Consider the following 22,483-nt stretch of genomic DNA (forward strand, 5'->3'; position numbering starts at 1 on the left):
GCCGGGCGGCGGAGTGCGGTACGGGCGGCCCGGAGGCCAGGCGGTCGGCCGGAATCCAGTCGTCGGTCGGCGCGGAGGCCAGTCGGTCAGCCGGAATCCAGTCGTCGGTCGGCGCGGAGGCCAGTCGGTCGGCCGGAATCCAGTCGTCGGTCGGCGCGGAGGTCGGTCGGTCGCCCGGGGTCAGTCGTCGGTCGGCGCGGAGGAGGCCGAAGCCGTCTTCTTCGCCGCCGTCGTCTTCTTGGCGGCCGACTTGGTGGCGGTCGCCTTCTTCGCCGTCGTCGTCTTCTTCGCCGCGGTCTTCTTCGCGGCCGTGGTCGTGGCGGCCGTCGTCTTCTTCGCGGCGGTCTTCTTGGCCGTCGCCTTCTTCGCCGGTGCCTTCTTGGCCGTCTTCTTGGCCGGCCCCTTGGCGCGCTTCTCGGCGAGCAGCTCGTAACCGCGCTCCGGCGTGATCTCCTCGACGCTGTCGCCGGACCGCAGGGTCGCGTTGGTCTCGCCGTCGGTGACGTACGGGCCGAAGCGGCCGTCCTTGACCACCACCGGCCGTTCGCTGACCGGGTCGGTGCCCAGCTCCTTCAGCGGCGGCTTGGCCGCGGCCCGCCCGCGCTGCTTGGGCTGCGCGTAGATCGCCAGCGCCTCTTCCAGGGTGATGTCGAAGAGCTGGTCCTCGGAGGTCAGCGACCGGGAGTCGGTGCCCTTCTTGAGGTACGGGCCGTAGCGGCCGTTCTGCGCGGTGATCTCGACGCCCTCGGCGTCGGTGCCGACGACGCGCGGCAGCGACATCAGCTTGAGCGCGTCGGCGAGGGTGACCGTGTCCAGGGACATGGACTTGAAGAGCGAGGCGGTCCGCGGCTTCACCGCGTTCTTTCCGGTCTTCGGCGTCCCCTCGGGCAGCACCTCGGTGACGTACGGGCCGTAACGCCCGTCCTTGGCGATGATCTGGTGGCCGCTGACCGGGTCCGTGCCCAGCTCGAAGTCGCCGCTGGGCTTGGCCAGCAGCTCCTCGGCCAGTTCGACGGTCAGCTCGTCGGGGGCGAGGTCGTCGGGTACGTCGGCGCGCTGGTGGCCCTCGGCGTCCTTCTCGCCCCGCTCGATGTACGGGCCGTAGCGGCCGACGCGGAGCTTGATGCCGTTGCCGACGGGGAAGGAGGAGATCTCCCGGGCGTCGATCGCGCCGAGGTCGGTGACCAGTTCCTTCAGGCCGCCGAGGTGGTCGCCGTCGCCGTTGCCCGCGTCGGAGGCGGAACCGGCGCCGGCCGGGTCGTCACCGGAACCGGACGCTCCGAAGTAGAAGCGCCTGAGCCACGGCACGGACTTGGCCTCGCCCCGCGCGATGCGGTCGAGGTCGTCCTCCATGCGGGCGGTGAAGTCGTAGTCGACGAGTCGGCCGAAGTGCTTCTCCAGCAGGTTGACCACGGCGAACGACAGGAAGGACGGGACGAGCGCCGTGCCCTTCTTGAACACGTACCCGCGGTCCAGGATGGTCCCGATGATCGAGGCGTACGTGGAGGGGCGGCCGATCTCGCGCTCCTCCAGCTCCTTGACCAGGGATGCCTCGGTGTAACGGGCCGGCGGCTTGGTGGCGTGGCCGTCGACCGTGATCTCCTCGGCGGACAGCGCGTCGCCCTCGGCGACCTGCGGCAGCCGGCGCTCGCGGTCGTCCAGCTCGGCGTTGGGGTCGTCGGCACCCTCGACGTACGCCTTCATGAAGCCGTGGAAGGTGATCGTCTTGCCGGACGCGGAGAACTCGGCGTCGCGCCCGTCGCTCGCCCGCCCGCCGATCTTGACGGTGACCGAGTCGCCGGTCGCGTCCTTCATCTGGGAGGCGACAGTCCGCTTCCAGATCAGCTCGTACAGCCGGAACTGGTCGCCGGTGAGGCCGGTCTCGGCAGGGGTGCGGAAGCGGTCGCCGGAGGGGCGGATCGCCTCGTGCGCCTCCTGCGCGTTCTTGACCTTCCCGGCGTACGTACGCGGCTTGTCGGGAAGGTAGCCCGCCCCGTACAGCTGCGTGACCTGCGCCCGAGCAGCGGCGATCGCGGTGTCGGAGAGCGTCGTGGAGTCCGTACGCATATAGGTGATGAAGCCGTTCTCGTACAGCTTCTGCGCCACCTGCATGGTCGCCTTGGCCCCGAAGCCCAGCTTGCGGCTCGCCTCCTGCTGGAGGGTGGTGGTCCGGAAGGGGGCGTACGGGGAGCGGCGGTAGGGCTTCGACTCGACGGACCGGACGGCGAAGGAGGAGTCGGCGAGCGCGGCGGCGAGCGCGCGGGCGTTCGCCTCGTCCAGGTGGAGGGTCTGGGCGGAGCCGGCCTTGAGCTGCCCGTCGGGGCCGAAGTCGCGGCCCTGGGCGATACGGCGGCCGTCGACCGCGCTGAGGCGGGCGGTGAGGTTCGAGGGATCGGAGGCGTCACCGGTGCGGCCGGTGGCGAACTTTCCGGTCAGGTCCCAGTACTCGGCGGAGCGGAAGGCGATGCGCTCGCGCTCCCGCTCGACGACGAGCCGGGTGGCGACGGACTGGACGCGGCCCGCCGAAAGCTTCGGCATGACCTTCTTCCAGAGGACCGGCGAGACCTCGTAGCCGTAGAGGCGGTCGAGGATGCGGCGGGTCTCCTGGGCGTCGACCATGCGCTGGTTGAGCTCGCGCGGATTGGCGACGGCGGCCCGGATCGCGTCCTTGGTGATCTCGTGGAAGACCATCCGGTGGACCGGGACCTTGGGCCGCAGGACTTCCTGGAGATGCCACGCGATGGCCTCGCCCTCGCGGTCCTCATCGGTGGCGAGGAAGAGTTCGTCGGACTCGGCCAGCAGCTGCTTGAGCTTCCTGACCTGGGCCTTCTTGTCGGCGTTGACGACGTAGATGGGCTGGAAGTCGTGTTCGACGTCCACTCCGAGGCGGCGTACCTCGCCGGTGTACTCGTCCGGGACCTCGGCCGCGCCGTTCGGGAGGTCGCGGATGTGCCCGACGCTCGCCTCGACGACGTATCCGGGGCCGAGATAGCCCTTGATCGTCTTCGCCTTGGCAGGCGACTCGACGATGACGAGTCGGCGGCCGCCCTGTGCGGTCTCGCTGGTCGGGGACAACTTCGCTCTTCTCTCCGGTCGACACTCGATGGGCATCCGGGCGGGCGTCATGACGCCGCCGAGGTGCTGTCGCTGCGGAGTGTGACGGTACAACCCGCCCCCGTGTCAAACGGCAAAAGCCCGCAACGGCCACTCGAACGGTAACCCGACTTCCGCCATTCCTGCCGCCCGGACCGCCGGGTCCGTGGCGTCCGGGGCTCCGGCCCGGGGCTTTCGGAGGCGGGCGGGCTCTCCGCCGGGCGGCCCGCGGCCATCCCGGGGGGCGACCGGTCGTCCGGGGCTTCACGCCGCCGGGGCAGGGGGTCAGACGAGCGTGAGGACCCACACGCCGAGGCCGAGGGAGACTACGCCGAAGAGCGTGGTGAGTGCGGTGGAGGCGACGGGGCTCACGCCGTGCGCCACCGGCGCGCGGTGCAGGGCTCGCGCCCCTGTCCAGACCAGGAGGGCGGCGCCGAACATCGACAGGGCCGTGCCGGCGAAGACTGCTGAGACGCTCTCCATGTCGTACCCCTAGCCCGTCGAGCGACCCGTCGCACGGCCTGTCGTACGGTCCGCCGCGCGGCCTGTCGAGCGGCCTGGTGGGGCGGGCCGGCCGGGGCGGGCCGAAGCGTCGGAGCCGGGCCTCGGCGGCCCGGCACCGGGGAGGTTGCCACCCCGGGGCATCGCCCACACGAACCCGGGATGAACAGCACTCCCCCGCCACCCGAAGCGACCCCACCGGCCGCACGCGGGGGCGCGTCGGGGCGGTCAGGGCGGAGGCGAGGCCGAGGGGGCGGGGCGGGCGGAGGCGGGTCCGGCGGGGTGTCGCGGGCGCGGTCCGGCGGGTCGGGACCGCGGACCGTTCCGGGGCCGGAGCGCCCCGTGACCGGAATGCGGGGACCGGGCGCGCCGCAGCCCCCACCGGACACGAACACGCTGGCCGACAGGGACGGGGCGCCCCGGACGGTGATCGGATCCCCCCGGTACCGGAAGGCGCCGGGCCCGCCCCGTCCGGCACCCGCCCGGAAGCCCGGGCCGGCCGTCCGCTCGCCCCGCGGTACGCCGCCCGGCGCCCGGGCCGGGCCACGGAGGCAGCCGACCTGCTCCCCCGCCTCACCCCGTCCGGCGCCGGGTCACCGGGCCCGCGTCCCTCTGTCCGGAACCGGGTCACGGGGCCCGCGTCGCCCTGTCCGGCAGAGGATCACCGGGCTCGCGTCACCCTCTCCGGCACCGGGTCACTCGCCCCTCGTCACCGCGTCCGGCGCCGGCTCCAGGAAGCCCTCCTCCACCAGCAGCCGGATCGCCTGCGGGGTGCGGTCGCGCAGGAGCACGGGGTCCTCGGCCATCAACTGCGCGATGGCGTCCAGAATGCGCCCGGCGGGCAGCGAGCCGTCGCACACGCCCGCGAACCCGGCGGCCACCGCGTCGACCTTGGTCGCCCGCATCATGCCGCGGTGCTGGCGGAGCACCACATGCTCGGGGTCCTCCGCGCCGGGCAGTCCGACCTGTTCCTGCACGACCTCGTCGGCGAGGACGAAGTGCCCCGCGAGCAGTGCCGCGTCGTCCTGGTCGCGGAGGTAGTCCTGGCGGGCGAAGTGCTCCTGGACGGCCCGACCGAGCGGCTGTTGCACCGCGTGCGGCCACTCCTCGACGACGATCGAGGGGTTTCCGGCCGCCGCCGCGGCGGATTTGCGCAAGGTGATCCAGCCGAACCCGACGGCCGTGGTGCCCCGCGCCTCGAACTCGTCGAGCCACGCCTCGTACCGCTCGTCGTACTCGGCGGGGTCGCTGCGGTGGTCGCCGCTGTCCCGCAACCACAGCTCGGCGTACTGCGTGACGTCCTGGACCTCGCGCTGGACGATCCAGGCGTCGCAGCCGTGCGGCACCCAGGAGCGGAGCCGGTCCTGCCACTCCTCGCCCTCCACGTGCTGCCAGTTGGCGAGGAACTGGGCGTAGCCCCCGTCGTTCAGGTGGTCGCCCGCCTGCCGCACCAGCGTCCGGCACAGGTCGTCCCCGCCCATACCGCCGTCCCGGTAGGCGAGGCGGGCGCCGGGCGAGATGACGAAGGGCGGATTGGAGACGATCAGGTCGAACGTCTCGGAGCCCACCGGCTCGAAGAGGGAGCCCTCACGCAGGTCGGCGGGGGCGGCGCCGGACAGGGCGAGGGTGAGCCGGGTGAACTCCAGCGCACGGGGGTTGAGGTCGGTGGCGGTGACCCGGGTCGCGTACTGGGCGGCGTGCAGCGCCTGGATACCGGAGCCCGTTCCGAGGTCGAGCGCCGAGGCGACCGGTGTACGCACGGTGATCCCGGCGAGGGTGGTGGAAGCGCCGCCGACGCCCAGGACGACGCCTTCCTCCCGCGAGCCGATCCCGCCGGCCCCGCCGACCGCGCAACCGAGGTCGGACACGATGAACCAGTCCTCGCCGTCGGGCCCCCCGTAGGGCCGTACGTCGACGCAGGCGCGGACCTCCCCGTCCGCAGCGCCCTCGTGGGACACCCAGCCGTCGGCGACGCACACGGCCAGCGGCAGGGCCGCCCGGGCCCGCTCCTCGGCGACGGGGCGCTGCAGGAGGAACAACCGCACCAGCGTGTCGAGCGGGCCGTCGCCCCGGGTGGCCCGCAGGGCGGGGACGGTCTCGCTGCGGGCGAGGGCCGCGTAGGCGGGCGCGCCGAGCCGGTCGAGGAGCCCGTCCGCGGTGAAGTCCGCGGCGAGCAGGGCCTCACGGAGGTCGGCGGCATGGTCGGGGGCGGGAAGGCTGCTCTTACTCACCCCTCCATTGTGTCCGCTTCCACCGACAACGGCAGCGGCCCGGACGCCCACCGGGCGTCCGGGCCGCGAGAGCGGTGCTCAGTCCTTCTTCTCGGAGGAGTCCTTGTCGGAGGAGTTCTTCTCCGACGCGTCCTTCTCCGAGGAGTCCTTGCGCGTGGCGTCGTCGCCGGAGGCCGAGCCCTCCGCGGGCGCGTCGCCGCCGGTCGCCCCGGAACCGGAGGGCCCGGTCGAGGCGGGCTGCTTCTGGCAGCCCTTCTGCTTCGACATCGCGGCGCCGACCTTGCCGGACTCCAGCTTCTTCATGGCCTGGTTACCGCCGGTGCTGATCCTCTCCAGCTCGTTGGCGATGGTCTTCAGCCCGTCGGAGAACTTGTGCTGGTCCTTGATGTCGACCGCCTCGACCTTGGTCTTCAGCTCGGCGTACTCCTTGGAAGAGGCGTTGAGCTCCTTCATCGCCGCCTTCTGCGTGGCCTCGCCGTCGTCGACCGGCGGCGGGCCGACCTCGCCCACGGCCGTGCCCAGCGCCTTGTAGGCGTCGGACATCTGCTGGAAGGCGACCGAGTCGGTCTTCTGGACCTCGGCGGGCGGGTCGTTGTCCTGGGTCTTCTGGCCGATGGCGGCGTTGGCCTTGTCGATCTTCTGGAGTTGCGGCTGGGCCTGGGCACAGAACTTCTTGGCCCAGTCGTTGACCTTGTCGTCGCTGTCGTCGCCACAACCCGACAGCGTCAGTACGAGTACCGCACCGCCGGACAGCGCGGCTGCAAGCTTCTTGTTCACCGGTTTGGTCCCTTCCAAGGCTCTCGGCCCGGAACTTACACGCCGACGGTCCGAGGGCCGGGCGCCGGTCAACCGGTGTGCACCCTTTTGAAGCCATTTGCACCAAGCAGAATGAGGGGGACGCCACTCATGCGGAAACGCGTACGCGGGGACGGGCGCCCCTCCGAACGAGGGAAGGAAGCGGACACGAAAGAAGGAAAAGGCGGGCAGGGCGGGCGCCGGTGGTGGACGGTACGTCAGCACGCGCCGTCCACCACCTCCTTGACCTCCCGTCACACCGGCACGGAACCGCCGCCTCCCCGGCGTGCGCGGGAGCGCGTACCGACGCGTGTGCGCAGGTGCGTACGACCGCGCCTACGGATCACGGGACCGCCGCGGGGCCGGGTGCGGAAGGCGACGGGCCGCCGCCGGGCCCGTCGTCGTCCCCCACGGTGACGCCCCGCCGCTTGGAGACGTACACCGCGCCGACGATGATCCCGATGGCGACGACGGCCACCAGCGCCCGGACCCAGGGGTTCGCGTCCGTGCCGTAGCTGAACTGGACGATCGCCGGGGCGATGAGCAGGGCGACCAGGTTCATCACTTTGAGGAGGGGGTTGATCGCCGGCCCCGCCGTGTCCTTGAACGGATCGCCGACCGTGTCGCCGATGACGGTGGCGGCATGGGCCTCGCTCCCCTTGCCACCGTGGTGGCCGTCCTCCACCAGCTTCTTGGCGTTGTCCCAGGCGCCGCCGGAGTTGGCGAGGAACACCGCCATCAGCGTGCCGGTGCCGATCGCCCCGGCGAGGTACGAGCCGAGCGCGCCGACGCCGAGGGTGAAGCCGACCGCGATCGGCGCCAGTACCGCGAGGAGCCCGGGCGTGGCCAGTTCGCGCAGGGCGTCACGGGTGCAGATGTCCACGACGCGGCCGTACTCCGGCTTCTCCGAGTAGTCCATGATCCCGGGGTGTTCGCGGAACTGCCGCCTGACCTCGTGGACCACGGACCCGGCGGACCGGGACACCGCGTTGATGGCCAGTCCGGAGAAGAGGAAGACGACCGCAGCGCCCAGGATCAGGCCGACGAGGTTGTTGGGCTGGGAGATGTCCAGGCTCAGTCCCAGCTCACCCGCCCCGGCCCCCACGTCCGCGACGGCGGTGGCGATGGCGTCCCGGTAGGAGCCGAAGAGCGCCGCCGCCGCCAGGACGGCGGTGGCGATGGCGATCCCCTTGGTGATGGCCTTGGTCGTGTTGCCGACCGCGTCCAGGTCGGTGAGGACCTGGGCGCCGGCCCCCGTGACGTCCCCGGACATCTCCGCGATGCCCTGGGCGTTGTCGGAGACCGGACCGAAGGTGTCCATGGCCACGATGACGCCCACCGTGGTCAGCAGCCCCGTGCCCGCGAGCGCGACCGCGAAGAGCGCCAGCATGATCGACGTGCCGCCCAGCAGGAACGCCCCGTAGACGCCGAGCCCGATCAGCAGCGCCGTGTAGACCGCCGACTCCAGTCCGATGGAGATGCCCGCGAGCACCACGGTGGCCGGGCCGGTGAGCGAGGACTTCCCGATGTCCCGGACGGGGCGGCGGTCGGTCTCGGTGAAGTAGCCGGTGAGCTGCTGGATGAGCGCGGCCAGGACGATGCCGATGGCCACCGCCACCAGGGCGAAGATCCGTGGATCGCCGCCGTGCCCGGTGATCGCCCCGTCGGTGACCCCGTCCAGCTCGGCGTACGAGGAGGGCAGATAGCTGAAGGCGGCCACGGCCACCAGGGCGAGCGAGGTCGCGGCGGAGATGAAGAAGCCCCGGTTGATCGCCGTCATCCCGCCGCGGTCGGAGCGGCGCGGGGCGACCGCGAAGATGCCGATCATCGCGGTGACGACGCCGATCGCCGGGACCATCAGGGGGAAGGCGAGGCCGGAGTCGCCGAAGGCGGCCGTGCCCAGGATGAGGGCGGCGACGAGTGTCACGGCGTACGACTCGAAGAGGTCGGCGGCCATGCCCGCGCAGTCGCCGACGTTGTCGCCCACGTTGTCGGCGATGGTGGCGGCGTTGCGGGGGTCGTCCTCCGGGATCCCCTGCTCCACCTTGCCCACCAGGTCGGCGCCCACGTCCGCAGCCTTGGTGAAGATTCCGCCGCCGACCCTCATGAACATGGCGATGAGTGCCGCGCCGAGGCCGAACCCCTCCAGCACCTTGGGGGCGTCGGCGGCGTAGACGAGCACCACGCAGGACGCCCCGAGCAGTCCGAGCCCCACCGTGAACATTCCGACCACGCCACCGGTACGGAAAGCGATCTTCATCGCTTTGTGCGAGACGGCGGTGAGATCCTTTTCCGCTTCGCCTTCCCCCGGGGTCGCCTCACGCGCCGCTGCCGCCACCCGCACATTGCTCCGCACGGCGAGCCGCATACCGATGTATCCGGTCGCCGCCGAGAAAAGCGCGCCCACCAGGAAGAAGAGGGAACGCCCCACCCGCTGCGACCAGGTGTCGGCCGGCAACAGGAACAGCAGGAAGAACACCGCGACGGAGAAGGCGCCGACCGTACGCAGTTGTCGGGCCAGGTAGGCGTTGGCGCCCTCCTGGACCGCCGCGGCGATCTCCTTCATGCGCTCGGTGCCCTCCCCGGCCGCCAGAACCTGGCGTACGAGCAGCTGGGCCACGACCAGCGCGGCGACGGCGACCACCGCCACCGTGATCACGATCAGCCGGTTGCCGTCGGTGAGTACCGCCGCGAGAGAGGCCGGCCGGTCGGAAAACGCGGATTCTTGCGCCAGTGCTGCCATGGGGGTGATGAGGAACTCCGCCATACGTCCTCCTTGATGCTCAACGCTCAAGTCGTGGACGGATTGTAGGGAGCGGAACCCGATCAAAACAGTGGGCGGGAGAATAATTGATCGCACCTCTCCCAACGCCGAAAGATCAGCGGAAGGATTCACCTCGAATGCAGTAATACGGCAGACGCATTACGCGCACGACCCTCATAAAAAACACCCCTGTCCATCCGCCCCGAAGGCCCCGGAAACCCCGCGTCTACGCCCCGCCCCGGCCCGGCGGGGGTGGGGGCGGAGGTCCTGCGGACATCCCCTCGGGAAAGGGGTGCCGGCCGAAGGGAAAAGGGGCCGCTGGGGCGGAGGGGGAAGGGACGGCTGGGCCGGAGGGGGCGGGCCCCGGGAAGCTGGGGTGCCGGAACGCGGAGAATCCGGAGGGTCTCAGGGCTGCGGGGGCATCACACGGCCGTCGCCGCCCGGCGCCGTGGAAACCTCGCCGCCTTCGGGCGTGCCCGGGGTTCGGAACTCGGTGCGGGCCATGGCGGCTCCTACGCGGCGGTGATGCAGGGGACCGGTCCCCCGGGGGAGCCAGGGCCACGAGGCTGCCGCCACGGGTACAGCCGACGGCCGCTTGTTCGCGTTCTTCGCGCGCGACCGAGCCTGCGCTCCGCGGGGCCCTGCCTACGGCGGGCCCCTTTCCCCGGACCGTTGGCTCTCCGGGCCGGTCCTCAGGTCTGCAGCATGGCGTCAGCGGTGGGCCAGCTCATACGGATCACTCCGCCGCCCGCGCCGGAGCGGACCTCCATGTCGTCGACGAGACCGCTGATGACCGCGAGGCCCATCTCGTCCTCGCCCTCACCGTCCGTCTCGGGGCCGGGCCGACCCGGCCCCGTCCCGGAGTCGGCGGGGTCCGCACCGGGCCCGGGGACGCTGTCCCCGACCTCGATGGAGAACGCCTTCTCCTCCTCGGTCAACGCCACGCTGACCGGCTCGGTGATGCCGTGACTGCGATGCAACCCGACCGCGCGGCTGCACGCCTCGCCGACCGCGAGTCTGACCTCGTCGAGCACCGCCTCGTCCACACCGGCCCTGCGCGCCACGGCGGCCGCCACCAGGCGGGCCGTCCTGACATGTTCAGGCTGGGCGCTGAAACGGAGTTCAACGGTGGCCATGCCATCCCCCTCGAACGTTCTCGGGCGTACGACTCAGGGGCCCCGGGCGTGTCGCCCGGCACCCCTGCTCTCCTCCTCCGGAGCCGACAAAGCCGACAGCCGACCCGAAGGTCGACCGCCTGCCCATCACGGCCCACGTGCTGCCGCTGTCGGCCCGTTCACCGCCTGCCGACCGGCCCGCGGGCCAGGCCGATCCGACCTCAGTCAGTGGCGGCGACAGCCTCGTCGACCGTGGTGTGAATCGGGAACACCTTGGTCAGGCCCGTGATCCGGAAGATCTTGAGAATGCGCTCCTGGTTGCAGACCAGGCGCAGCGAGCCCTCATGGGCTCGGACACGCTTCAGGCCGCCCACGAGCACGCCGAGGCCGGTGGAGTCGAGAAAGTCGACGCCTTCCATGTCGACAACCAGGTGGTAGCTGCCGTCATTCACCAACTCGACCAACTGCTCGCGCAGCTTGGGCGCGGTATACACATCAATCTCGCCACCGACCTCGACGACCGTACGGTCGCCACCAGGCCCGGACACATTGCGAGTCGACAGGGACAGGTCCACGGATCCTCCAGCACCTTGCTATCGAGCGGTCGCCCCTCGGTCTCCCCGACGGAGGCCAGGGGACGGATCGCCAGCCGCGATGGCATTCAATCACTTACCAGCAGCCATGCACGACGCCTTGGGACCATTGTCCGTCACGCCAGTGACACACTCGGTGCCGATGGCCAAGAATCATCGTCCCGGACGACCACCCGAGAGTGGGGACTCGCGTCCCTCTCCCGCCATGATCCTCGACCGGCTCGCCGCAGGGGCGGGCCGGGCCGCGCGCATCACTCATACGGAGCACCTGCCCCCGAGACCGGGAAGCCATGCCATCTGGCCGGATCGCATCCGGCCAGAAGTGATCTCCGCAATCGAGAAGGCCGGGATCGCCCATCCGTGGGCGCACCAGGCGACCGCCGCCGAGCATGCGCTGGACGGCGCCTCGGTGGTGATCGCCACCGGTACGGCGTCCGGAAAGTCCCTCGCGTACCTCGCACCGGTCCTCAGCACCCTGCTGGACGGCTCCGAGGCCCCGAACGGCCGCGGAGCCACCGCCCTGTACCTCGCTCCCACCAAGGCCCTGGCAGCCGACCAGCGCCGCTCGGTGAAAACGCTCGCCGCCCCGCTCGGCAACGCGGTCAGGCCCGCGGTCTACGACGGGGACACCCCGGTCGAGGAACGCGAGTGGGTCCGCCAGTACGCGAACTACGTCCTGACCAACCCCGACATGCTGCACCGGGGAATCCTGCCCTCCCATCCCCGCTGGGCTGCCTTCCTGCGTGCCCTGCGGTTCGTCGTGATCGACGAGTGCCACACCTACCGAGGCGTCTTCGGCTCCCACGTCGCCCAGGTCCTGCGTCGCCTGCGCCGCCTGTGCGCCCGCTACGGGGCCGATCCGGTCTTCCTGCTGGCCTCGGCCACCTCGGCGGATCCCGCGGTCGCAGCCGGGCGCCTGACGGGTCTGCCGGTCGTCGAGGTGTCCGACGACGCCTCTCCGCGCGGCGAGCTGGTCTTCGCCCTCTGGGAGCCCCCGCTGACCGAACTGCACGGCGAGAAGGGCGCCCCCGTACGCCGTACCGCGACGGCCGAGACCGCCGACCTCCTCACCGATCTGACCCGGCAGGGCGTCCGCTCGGTCGCCTTCGTACGCTCCCGGCGCGGCGCGGAACTGATCTCGGTGATCGCCAAGGAACGACTCGCGGAGATCGACCGCTCGTTGCCGGGCCGGGTCGCCGCCTACCGCGGGGGCTACCTCCCCGAGGAGCGCCGGGCCCTGGAACGGGCGCTGCACTCCGGCGAACTGCTCGGTCTGGCGGCCACCACCGCCCTGGAACTCGGCATCGACGTCTCCGGCCTCGATTCGGTCGTCATCTGCGGCTATCCGGGCACGCGCGCCTCCCTCTGGCAGCAGGCGGGCCGGGCCGGCCGCTCGGGACAAGGCGCCCTGGCCGTCCTCGTCGCCCGGGACGACCCGCTGGACACCTACCTGGTGCACCACCCCGAGGCGTTGTTCCGGCAGCCCGTCGAGTCGACGGTGCTGGACCCGGACAACCCCTACGTCCTGGCCCCCCACCTCTGCGCGGCCGCCGCCGAGCTGCCCCTCACCGAGCCCGACATCGAGCTCTTCGGTCCGGCGGCACCCGACCTGTTGCCGCAGCTGGAGGCCGCGAAACTCCTGCGCAAGCGCCCGTCGGGCTGGCACTGGACCCGCCGCGAACGGGCCGCCGACCTCGCCGACATCCGGGGCGGGGGCGGCCGCCCGATCCAGATCGTCGAGGAGGGCACCGGCCGCCTGCTCGGCACCGTCGACGCGGCCGCCGCCCACACGACGGTTCACGAGGGCGCGGTCCACCTCCACCAGGGCCGCACCCACCTGGTCCGCAAACTGGACCTGGAGGACTCCGTGGCCCTGGTCGAGCAGGCCGACCCGCCCTACTCGACGGTCGCCCGCGACACCACGAGCATCAGCGTCCTGGAGACCGACACCGAGATCCCCTGGGGTCAGGGGCAGCTCTGCTACGGCTCCGTGGAGGTCACCAACCAGGTCGTCTCCTTCCTCCGCCGGAAACTGATCACCGGGGAGGTCCTGGGCGAGACCAAACTCGACCTGCCTCCCCGCACCCTGCGCACCCGCGCCGTCTGGTGGACGGTCACCGAGGACCAGCTCGACGCGGCCCGGATCACTCCGGAGATCCTCGGCGGCGCGCTCCACGCCGCCGAACACGCGTCGATCGGCCTGCTCCCCCTCTTCGCCACCTGCGACCGCTGGGACATCGGCGGCGTCTCCGTGCCGCTGCACCCGGACACCCTGCTGCCGACGGTCTTCGTGTACGACGGCCACCCGGGCGGCGCCGGATTCGCCGAGCGGGCCTTCCACACCGCCCGCACCTGGCTGACGGCGACCCGGGAGGCCATCGCGTCCTGCGAGTGCGACGCGGGGTGCCCCTCCTGCATTCAGTCCCCCAAGTGCGGCAACGGCAACGAGCCCCTGCACAAACGCGGAGCCGTCCGCCTGCTCACCGAACTCCTCCGGTCCGCTCCCTCCGCTCCGGAACCGGAGGGAGCGACCGAACCGTAGAACGATCCGTCCGACGCCCCGTCGCAGGAGAGGTCCCGTCGGCAGTCGGCGGGACACACCGCCCACCTCCCGCCGTCCTCGAAGGCTCACCCGCCCCCGAGCCGCGTATCCGCGTCATCACCCCCCTCGAAGACTCGCGCATCCCCGGCCGGCGTATCGGTGTCGCCGCCCCGCGGCTCCTCGCCCACACCCGGTCCCGTCCCAAAACCGGTCCCAAGCCCGGTCCCAGCCCCAGTTCCAGCCCCAGGACCGGCCTCAGCCCCAGACCCGGGACCGGCCGGGCCGGCCCGTGCTCTGACGGTGGGTGCGTACGGGCCGAATCGCGCACGGGCGGTCACATCGGCGATCTCTCCGTCCACCGCGCAGCGGGCGAGTTCGCCGCCCTGCGCCAAGGCCACTCTTCGGGCGGCTTCACATGCCACCACCGCTCCCTCCAGCGCCCGGTCCGCCGCCGCGAGCGCCGCCAGGTCGGCTGCTCCGCCCGCCCGGTGACGGGCAGCCACGGCTTGCCCCAGCGCGAGCACGAGGGCGAACACCGTGCACAGCACGGTGGCGGTGACGGCCACCCACACCGTCGCCACTCCGCGGTCCGCCCCCGAAGCCATCATCCGGTCCGCAGCCCCCTCTTCGCCCGAAGCCGCTCCCCGGCCCACCCGGCTCGCGCCCGAGACCACTCCGCGGCCCCTCCCCCGACCCGCGCCCGGAGCCACCGGTCGCCCTCCGCCCCGAACCGCGCCCCCACCCCGCCCCCCGGGCACTCTCCGTGGAGCTCCGCCCGGCCACCGCCTCAGGCTCCGCCTCCCCTGCCACCTCGTCCTCATGTGGCCGCGCCTCCCACCACGTCCTCGGCCAGAGCGGCGGCCTCGGCACTCAGTGTCAAAGCCAGCGCCCCCGGCCCCGGGGCCGGCGCCTCCACCCGGACCCGCCACATGTCGCCCGCCCGCGCCACCTCCACCCGGGCCCCGTGGGGCGCGGCATCACGCGCAGCCCCCAACACCGCCGCCTCCGGTTCCGAACGGGCCGCGGCTCGCGCTCCCGCCCTCGCCGCGTCCACGCACCGGATCTGGTCGGAGGCCGCCACGAGCCCCCAGAGCAGCGCCAGGGCGAAGGTCACCAGCACCGGGATCACCACGGCCGCCTCCGCCGTCACCGCCCCCCGGTCCCCGCCGCCGCTCCGGAGCCGACCCAGGGGCCCGCCCCCGGAGGCGGCCGGGAGAAAGTCCCGGAAGAGAATCCGGCCCCGGTACCGGAAGGGAAACCGCCGCGTCCCTCCGGGCGAAGTCGCCGTGCAGGAACCCGAACGGATCTCAGAACTTCGCATCGAGCGCGTCCTCGACCAGGGACTGCAATGCCGACAGCACCGGCCCGCTGTTCACCACCTTGTAGAGCACCGCCGCGAACGCGCACGCCGCGATGGTTCCCACCGCGTACTCGGAGGTGGTCATCCCCCGATCGGACCGGCCGAGCCGGCCCGCCCACCGCTCGGACCACCTCGCCGAGCAGTTCTGCGTACCTGTGAACAACCGCCCCCGGCACAGTGCGTTGACGGCCAGGCCCCAGAACGTCGTTTTCATTTCGTCCCCCGATGAGCATCGATGATGAGCAGGCGTCCGAACGGAACGCCCCGTGAGTGGCACGGAGAATCCGTGAGAGTGACGGAACTCCGGTGTTCGGCAATCGAAGTGAAGAGCGGAGAGGGCTCCGCCCGCCGTGGACCGCGTACGGCCTCACCGACCCGGGCCATCACCCGAGAGCAGGCCGCCGGCCAGGCCGATGATCACCGGTGCCACCCCGACCGTCAGGAAGGCGGGGAGGAAGCAGAGACCGACCGGAGCGGTGATCAGCACTCCGGCTCGTTGCGCCCGCGCGACCGCCGCGGCGGATCGCTCGGCGCGCATCGACTCGGCGAGCCTGGCGACCGGCTCCGCGGCCGGAGCGCCCGTCGACCCCGCCCGGTACAGACAGCGGGCCAGCGGGCCGGCACCCGGTATCTCCGCGAACCGCCCCCACGCCTCGGCCGGTTCGCCGCCGAGACGGATCTCGGCAGCCGTGCGGGCGAGCCCGTCACCGACCGGGCCCCCGATCGACGCGCCCACCTCCTCGGCCGCCTCGCCAGGACCGGCTCCGACCGCGATACAGGCGGCCAGAAGATCCGCGGCCAGGGGGAGCTGCCCGGCGATCACGGCCCGGTCCGGACCGGTGCCCTCCGCACCGCGCCCGAGCCGGGTCCGCTGCCACCGCCACGCCCCGTACGCGGCAACCGAACCAGCGACGCATCCCAGCACACCGCCGACCAGAATCCATCCGGTCAACCAGGCCCCCGCCGGAACCGCCCACCGCCGGGCCGGGCCCGACGCCCCCGGCCCACCGGTCGGTCGGAGCCGTGCGGCCATCCTGGCCGCCCCCCGCCTGCCGGGATGCGCCACCACGGCCGCCCCCACCAGCAGGGCCCCCCGACCGCGAACCGCTCGCCTCCGGTACCGGGCAGCGGTCATCGCCGCCAGCTGCCCCGCCAGGCCCAGCAACGCCGCCGCCGTCCCCAGGCTGTGGAGAACTCCTCCGCCCGACGCGCTCACGTCGCCTCCCCTCCGCGCACGATGCGGCAGGCCCAGTACAGGCCGGCCGCCTCCAGCAAGGCGCCCACCGCCAGGCACGCCAGGCCCGCCGGGGTATGGAGCAGGACGCGCACGGGTTCGGCTCCGAGCGCCGCCCCGAGCCCCAGCCCCGCCACCGGGAGCAGCGCCAGGACCACGACGGTCGACCACGCGCCCGCCAACTGGGCGTGCAACTCCTCACGTCTGCGCCGCTCGCCCCGCAGCGCCGCCTCCAGCCGCTCCAACCCCGCCGCCAACCCGGCTCCGCCGTCGACGGCCACCCGCCAGCACGCGGCCATGCCGGAAAGCCCTCCCAGCCCCGGCCCCTCCGCCGCCTTCCGCAACGCGGCCGACACGTCGCCGCCGAACCGCGCCGCCGCCAGCACCTCGCCCTCCGCCTTCCCCAGTCGGCCACCGGAGCCGGCGGCCCCCGCGGGCGTGCCGTCCTCCGCCAAGCCCTCGCACAGCGCGATCAGCAACGCCTGCCCCGGCTCGCGGCCGGCGCGCAACTCTCCGACCACGGCCCCGCACAACGCCGCCACCGCGGCCTCGCCCCGCTCCGCCTCCCGGGCTCCGGCCCGTCTCCGCAACCACCGGCGCACCAGCGGGACCGCCAAGCCTCCCGCGACCAACGGGAGCACCGAACTCCCCAGCACAGCGAGCAGCACGGCGGCCGGAACGCACCACCACTCCCGGCGCCCCCGGGCCGTCTCCGCCGTCTGCTCCCAGGCCCTGAGCAGCCGGGGCCACCGCCCCGCCGACCGCTGCGGGCGGGCATCCACGAACAGCACCCGCGCTCGCCTCGCCCCGGGATCCCGCATCATCGCGAGCCAGGTCGCCGAACCGGCGCAGAGCGCCACCGCGTGGGCCGCGTACACGGACGTCGCCGCCGTCACAGCGCACCCCCGATCAGCGTCCGCAGCCGTTCCCAGCCCCGCTCCGGCACGAAGCCGCCGGCTCCCCAGGTCAGGGCCGGAACGGTGAAGGCCAGCCCCGCCGCGTCCCGCTCCACCACGTGCACCTCGGCGACCCGCCGCTGCCCCGCCCGGTCCCGCACGAGATGCACGACCACCGAGAGAGCCGCCGCCAACTGGCTGTGCAGCGCGGCCCGGTCGAGACCGGCCGCAGTGCCCAGCGCCTCCAGCCGGGCCGGGACATGCTCCGCCGCGTTCGCGTGGACGGTGCCACACCCTCCTTCGTGCCCCGTGTTCAACGCGGCCAGCAATTCCGTGACTTCGGCGCCGCGCACCTCTCCGACCACCAGGCGGTCGGGCCGCATGCGCAGCGCCTGCCGCACCAGGTCCCGCAGCGTCACCCGGCCCGCGCCCTCCTGGTTGGCCGGGCGGGATTCCAGACGGACCACGTGCGGGTGGTCGGGCCGGAGTTCGGCGGAGTCCTCGGCGAGCACGATCCTTTCGTTCCCACCGACCGCGCCGAGCAGACTGGCGAGAAGCGTCGTCTTGCCCGCCCCCGTGCCGCCGCTGATCACATAGGAGATTCGCGCTTCCACGAGTGCTCGCAGAATCCGGTCGCCACCCGGCGGTACCGTGCCCGCCTCCACCAGTTCCGTGAGCGAGAAGGCCCTCGGCCGCACCACACGCAGGGAGAGGCAGGCCGAGCCGACGGAGACCGGGGGCAGCACGGCGTGCATCCGGGTGCCGTCGGGCAGCCGTGCGTCCACCCAGGGCCGCGCGTCGTCCAATCGCCTGCCCGCCACCGCGGCAAGACGTTGGGCCAGTCTCCGGACCGCCGCCGCGTCCGAAAAGGCGACGCTCGTCAGCTGAAGGCCTCTGCCCCGGTCCACCCACACCCGGTCCGGTGCCGACACCAGCACGTCCGTCACTTCGGGGTCCGCGAGCAACGGCTCCAGCACTCCCGTTCCCACGAGCTCGCCGCGCAACTCCGCCGCGGCTCCGAGCACCTCGGCATCTCCCAGCAGCCGCCCCTGGGCCCGTAGGGCGGCGGCCACCCCGGCCGGGGTCGGGGCGGTGCCGCTGCGAGCCAGCCGCTGGCGCACGGCGTCGAGCAGTTCGTCCGTCATGACGTCGCTCCCCCGGGCGAGCCGACAAGGGAACTGGTACCGGCGGTTGCCTCCGCCTGCGTCCAGAAGGCCGAGCAGAACCGGGCCAGAGGTCCCCGCCCGCTGCCACCAGGTGGGGTGCCGTCGTCCTGGGAGACCAGAAGGCACGGCTCCCGAGGAAGCTCGCCGACGAGCGGGAGGCCGATGGCCTGGGCGACCCACTGCCCGTCCAACCCCGCCGCGTACGGTCCCCGGGCAACCACTCGCAGGTCGTCCAGCACCATGCGGGTCGTGGCCGCGACGCGTTGGGCGGCGGCGACCGCGCGCAGTTCACCCGGTACCACGAGCAGACCGAGGTCGATCTGGGCCAAGGCTTCCGCGACTCCCCCGTCCACCCGGCGCGGGAGGTCCACCACCACGGCTCCGCCGAGTCGGCGCGCGGCGGCGAGCACCGCCCGCATCGCCTGCGGCGGGATCACCACCTCGTCGTCACGGCCCCAGCTCAGCACCCGCAGCCCGTGGAGCGCGGGCAGCGAGTCCTCCAGCGCACCCCCGCCGAGCCGTCCCTTCGATTGGGCGAAATCCGGCCACCGCATACCCTCGACGCGCTCACCGCCGAGCAGGACGTCGATGCCGCCGCCCAACGGGTCGGCGTCGATCAGCATCGTCCTCCGGCCGGACCTCGCGGCGCTCACGGCAAGGGCGCAGGCCAGCGTGGACGCGCCGGCTCCGCCCCGTCCGCCCATCACTCCCACGGTGAGCGCGGGCTTCTCCACGCCTTCGGCGGCGTTGGCGATCTGGTCGACGAGCCAGCCTTCGGAATCAGGCAGCCGCAGCACATATTCGGCCCCGATCTCCACCGCCCGCCGCCATACCTCCGGGTCGTCCTGGTCCCGCCCGACCAGCATCACCCCCTTCCTGCGGCCGGCACTGCGGCACCGCGCGGCGGCATCGTCCCCGACCAGCACCATCGGAGCCCGCTCCCAGCCGCCCCGGCGCCCCGGCGGCCCGTGATGGACCTCCGGCTCGGCTCCGGCCGCCGCGCACAGCCGCAGCAGGTCGTCGAGCAGTTCCACGTCCTCCGTCACGATCAGCGGGCCTCCGCGCCGCCGCTCGGCGACCGCCGCTCCGTCTCCTACGAGGGATCCAGCCACGATCTCCGCCCCTTCCCACTGCCCCATCAGTGCGGTTCGCGGTGTTCTCGGAGCGTTTCCGAGGTGCGCGTTCCGGCACCCGCGGACTTCGCGGGTGGAATCAACGTGGGGCACGACGGAAAAAGATGTGGATCTTGATGGAAAACTGTGGACAACCCCGGGCTTGTGAATAACTCCGTAACCCGAACCAGCGACTTCCGCAGCGCATCAGTTCAGCTACACACTGTGACGAGACGAGTCGCACGGCACCCGACTCGCACGAACAGGCCTATGACGGCCGGAAGGGAGATCGAGGTGGTTTCCGCCCCCTGAAACGCGTCCGGACATGCGACGACCCCCGCCGGGGGGGAGAGCGGGGGTCGTCCCCACGGCCGACTCGGGGGGGGAGGAGTCGGGCCGGGTTAGACACGGTCGCGAACGATCCGTGACTTCCATGGTGTACCCGAGGCCCTTCTCAGGCAAACCCACGCGCCGGAGTTTACGCCGAATGGTGGGCCCCTATGCTCAGCGTTGTGGAAAACTGCTTCTCGCCGCGCACAGCAGCCTTCTTTGACCTGGACAAGACGGTCATTGCGAAGTCTTCGACGCTGACCTTCAGCAAGTCCTTCTACCAAGGCGGCCTGATCAACCGCCGCGCCGTACTACGTACCGCGTACACCCAGTTCGTGTTCATGGCCGGGGGCGCCGACCACGAGCAGATGGAGAAGATGCGCGCCTACCTCTCCGCCCTCTGCAAAGGGTGGAATGTCCAGCAGGTCAGGGAGATCGTCGCCGAGACCCTGCACGACCTGATCGACCCGATCATCTACGACGAGGCCGCCACCCTCATCGAGGAACACCACACGGCGGGGCGCGACGTGGTGATCGTCTCGACCTCGGGCGCCGAAGTCGTGGAACCCATCGGCGAACTGCTCGGAGCGGACCGCGTCGTCGCCACCCGCATGGTCGTCGGCGACGACGGCTGCTTCACGGGCGAGATCGAGTATTACGCCTACGGACCGACCAAGGCCGAGGCCGTGAGGGCCCTCGCGGAATCGGAGGGGTACGACCTTTCGCGCTGTTACGCCTACAGCGACTCGGCGACCGACGTGCCGATGCTGGAGTCGGTCGGCCACCCGCACGCGGTCAACCCCGACCGCGCCTTGCGCCGCGAAGCGACCCTTCGCGAGTGGCCGATTCTCGTCTTCGACCGCCCGGTTCGTCTCAAGCAGCGCCTGCCCGCTTTCTCCATGCCGCCCCGGCCCGCCCTCGTGGCGGCGGCAGCGGTGGGCGCGGCAGCGGTCACCGCCGGACTGGTCTGGTATGCCAGCCGTCGGCGCGCCATCACCTCCGCAGTGCCCGGATAGGCACGACGAGACGGAGCCGGATACAGCGAGGCGGGGTGGGAGCGGCGGGGACGGCAGGAAGCCCGTCCCGCGTCGGCCCCCAGTCCGATTCGCCCTTGATTGAGCATAAAAGTAAAGAAGTGTGGGCAGGGGTTTCCCTCCCCGGTGTCCTGGAGTACAAAGGAGCTAACGGCCCGCGAGACCAAGGACGTCCGTGAGGATGACCTGCTACGCATGACGGCCCCCCGGACCGCGCACGAAAGCCGAGCACCCACGCGACGTCGACCCGTCGATTACGGGCCAGCCACACCAGGTGACGGGCAAAGCACCCGACCTGATGGGCGAACTCACGAGGACGCTTGGTAACTCGGCAGACGTGCCAGCGGCGGTACCGGAGTCCGGTACCGCCGCAACTCCATCCGCCGCCCCAGCCCGGCTCCGCCCTCCTTCGGCCGACCCGCCGGCCAGGCGACCCGGGCCATCACGCCTCGCGACCGACCTCACCATTCGGCCTCACCGCTCGACCTCGCACTGGGCCTCCACGACTGCTCGGCCTCCACGGCAGTGGGCTACTCGGCCTTTACGGCAGTCGATCTCAGCGATCGGCCTCTCGCGCACCCCGCCCGGCGCCCGCCCCCGGAAACAGCCTCACCGACTCCCACCGCCCAGCGGCCCCGCAAAAGGCGCACGCCCCGGGAGGCCCCGCGGGAAAGCCCCCCAAGGGAGGGCACCGCGGGAAGGCGCGCACCTCCTGGGAGGCACCGCGGGAAGGCGCGCACCATCAAGGGGCCTGTCGGGAGGACACACGCCCGGGAGGGAGCACCCGTCCCGCGAGAAGCACGCCGCGGCCGAGGGCACCGCACCTTCACGGCGACGCGGGGCCTTCAAGCAGGTCAGGCAGCGCCGCGCTGCAGCGCCTCGCAGACCGCGGTGGACTCGCGCACGCCCAACTCGACCGAACGCCCGCAGTGGGCGATCCAGGAGGCCATGCCCTCCGGCGTCCCGGCCGTGTAACCCTCGAACGCCGCCACATAGGCCGCCCGGCCCTGTTCCGCGTGGCCCACCTCGGCCGGGCAGATCGACTTGGGGTCCAGACCGCTGCCGATCAGCACGATGCGCTCGGCCGTCCGGGCCACCAGGCCGTTGTGCGAGCCGAAGGGGCGCAGCGCCAGCAGTTCGCCGTGCACCACGGCGGCCGTGACCAGGGCAGGGGCACTGCCACCCGCGATGATCAGCCGCGAGAGCCCTTCGAGTCGCCCGGCGACCTCCTCGGCCCCCGGGAGCGGCGCCTCGATCAACGGCTCGTCGACCGGTTCGCCCGCCAGCCGAGGACGCCCCACCGCCTCGTCGGGGGTCGCCCCGCCCGCCGCCACCAGATGCAGCCGGGCCAGCACGCGCAGCGGGGACTGCCGCCAGATGGAGAGGAGTTGACCCGCCTCCGCGGTGAGCCGCAGGGCGGCGCCGACCACCCTCGCCTCGGCCTCGCCGCTGAAATCGGTTCGACGACGGACCTCTTCGAGGTTCCAGTCGGCGCCGGCCAGCGCGGCCGAACCGCGAGAACCCCGCAGTGCGGCCTCGGCCGTGACCTCGTTGCTGCGGCGGCGCATGACGCGATGGCCGTAGACCCGGTCGACGGACTTGCGCACGGAGTCCACGGCGTCGGGCACGCCGGGCAGGGAACCGAGCGCGGCAAGCGGGTCTGAGGCAGTCGTACTCATAAGGAGCGAGGCTACGCGCCCGCCCCGTCCGGATGACG

At 72.3% G+C, this 22,483-nt stretch carries 17 protein-coding genes; 2 read left to right on the plus strand and 15 right to left on the minus strand.

Annotation, left to right across the window (positions count from 1 at the left end; translation table 11 throughout):
* Positions 1–180: 180 nt before the first annotated feature.
* From topA to AMK24_RS05650, 7 genes are all read right to left on the minus strand, one after another.
* Positions 181–3,075: a type I DNA topoisomerase gene (gene topA / locus AMK24_RS05620; RefSeq protein ID WP_073765495.1), complete on the minus strand. Its 2,895-nt coding sequence runs from the start codon at positions 3,073–3,075 to the stop codon at positions 181–183.
* 303 nt (positions 3,076–3,378) lie between these two features.
* A complete protein-coding gene (locus AMK24_RS05625; protein ID WP_073765497.1) occupies positions 3,379–3,576 on the minus strand; it encodes a hypothetical protein in 198 nt (65 codons plus the stop codon).
* 713 nt (positions 3,577–4,289) lie between these two features.
* Positions 4,290–5,825: a DUF7059 domain-containing protein gene (locus AMK24_RS05630; protein ID WP_073765499.1), complete on the minus strand. Its 1,536-nt coding sequence runs from the start codon at positions 5,823–5,825 to the stop codon at positions 4,290–4,292.
* 78 nt (positions 5,826–5,903) lie between these two features.
* On the minus strand, positions 5,904–6,602 hold the full coding sequence (locus AMK24_RS05635) for a small secreted protein (protein WP_073765501.1): 699 nt from the start codon (positions 6,600–6,602) through the stop codon (positions 5,904–5,906).
* A gap of 361 nt (positions 6,603–6,963) precedes the next feature.
* A complete protein-coding gene (locus AMK24_RS05640; protein ID WP_073765503.1) occupies positions 6,964–9,387 on the minus strand; it encodes a sodium-translocating pyrophosphatase in 2,424 nt (807 codons plus the stop codon).
* A 689-nt stretch (positions 9,388–10,076) separates the two neighbouring features.
* The gene (locus tag AMK24_RS05645) at positions 10,077–10,520 is read right to left on the minus strand and encodes an ATP-binding protein (protein ID WP_073765505.1); all 444 of its coding nucleotides are present in this window, start codon (positions 10,518–10,520) and stop codon (positions 10,077–10,079) included.
* A 200-nt stretch (positions 10,521–10,720) separates the two neighbouring features.
* Positions 10,721–11,074, minus strand: a complete 354-nt coding sequence (locus AMK24_RS05650; RefSeq protein ID WP_003967428.1) for an STAS domain-containing protein — start codon at positions 11,072–11,074, stop codon at positions 10,721–10,723.
* A 79-nt stretch (positions 11,075–11,153) separates the two neighbouring features.
* Here AMK24_RS05650 and AMK24_RS05655 point away from each other — a divergent pair, with 79 nt between their 5' ends.
* Complete coding sequence (locus tag AMK24_RS05655; RefSeq protein WP_073765508.1) at positions 11,154–13,634, plus strand: DEAD/DEAH box helicase; 2,481 nt, start codon at positions 11,154–11,156, stop codon at positions 13,632–13,634.
* Positions 13,635–13,720: 86 nt separating this feature from the next.
* Here the strand turns inward: AMK24_RS05655 and AMK24_RS32550 are convergent, their stop codons facing one another.
* The 7 genes from AMK24_RS32550 to ssd form a co-directional block, all read right to left on the minus strand.
* Positions 13,721–14,455 carry an Rv3654c family TadE-like protein gene (locus AMK24_RS32550; RefSeq protein ID WP_384578780.1) on the minus strand — a complete coding sequence of 245 codons (735 nt, stop codon included), beginning with the start codon at positions 14,453–14,455 and terminating at the stop codon, positions 13,721–13,723.
* Complete coding sequence (locus AMK24_RS05665; protein WP_384578782.1) at positions 14,452–14,784, minus strand: TadE family type IV pilus minor pilin; 333 nt, start codon at positions 14,782–14,784, stop codon at positions 14,452–14,454. The genes AMK24_RS32550 and AMK24_RS05665 overlap by 4 nt, the downstream gene beginning before the upstream one ends.
* 157 nt (positions 14,785–14,941) lie before the next feature.
* Entirely contained in the window at positions 14,942–15,208 is a 267-nt protein-coding gene (locus tag AMK24_RS05670) for a DUF4244 domain-containing protein (RefSeq protein ID WP_073765510.1), read from the minus strand.
* Positions 15,209–15,361: 153 nt separating this feature from the next.
* Entirely contained in the window at positions 15,362–16,210 is an 849-nt protein-coding gene (locus AMK24_RS05675; protein WP_073765512.1) for a type II secretion system F family protein, read from the minus strand.
* The gene (locus AMK24_RS05680) at positions 16,207–17,124 is read right to left on the minus strand and encodes a type II secretion system F family protein (protein ID WP_073765514.1); all 918 of its coding nucleotides are present in this window, start codon (positions 17,122–17,124) and stop codon (positions 16,207–16,209) included. Before AMK24_RS05680 ends, AMK24_RS05675 begins: the two co-directional genes overlap by 4 nt.
* Positions 17,121–18,269, minus strand: a complete 1,149-nt coding sequence (locus tag AMK24_RS05685; protein ID WP_073765516.1) for a TadA family conjugal transfer-associated ATPase — start codon at positions 18,267–18,269, stop codon at positions 17,121–17,123. The genes AMK24_RS05680 and AMK24_RS05685 overlap by 4 nt, the downstream gene beginning before the upstream one ends.
* Positions 18,266–19,402 (minus strand): septum site-determining protein Ssd, encoded by a 1,137-nt coding sequence (ssd, locus tag AMK24_RS05690; RefSeq protein WP_107427351.1) that lies wholly within the window; start codon positions 19,400–19,402, stop codon positions 18,266–18,268. The genes AMK24_RS05685 and ssd overlap by 4 nt, the downstream gene beginning before the upstream one ends.
* A gap of 500 nt (positions 19,403–19,902) precedes the next feature.
* Between ssd and AMK24_RS05695 the strand changes: the two genes are divergently transcribed.
* The gene (locus AMK24_RS05695) at positions 19,903–20,748 is read left to right on the plus strand and encodes an HAD family hydrolase (protein ID WP_073765520.1); all 846 of its coding nucleotides are present in this window, start codon (positions 19,903–19,905) and stop codon (positions 20,746–20,748) included.
* An 872-nt stretch (positions 20,749–21,620) separates the two neighbouring features.
* On the opposite strand, the gene AMK24_RS05700 is transcribed toward AMK24_RS05695, so the two are convergent.
* Positions 21,621–22,445 (minus strand): oxidoreductase, encoded by an 825-nt coding sequence (locus AMK24_RS05700; RefSeq protein ID WP_073765522.1) that lies wholly within the window; start codon positions 22,443–22,445, stop codon positions 21,621–21,623.
* Positions 22,446–22,483 lie beyond the last annotated feature (38 nt).

Source organism: Streptomyces sp. CB02366, from assembly GCF_001905905.1.
In the GTDB taxonomy this organism is placed as follows: Bacteria; Actinomycetota; Actinomycetes; order Streptomycetales; family Streptomycetaceae; genus Streptomyces.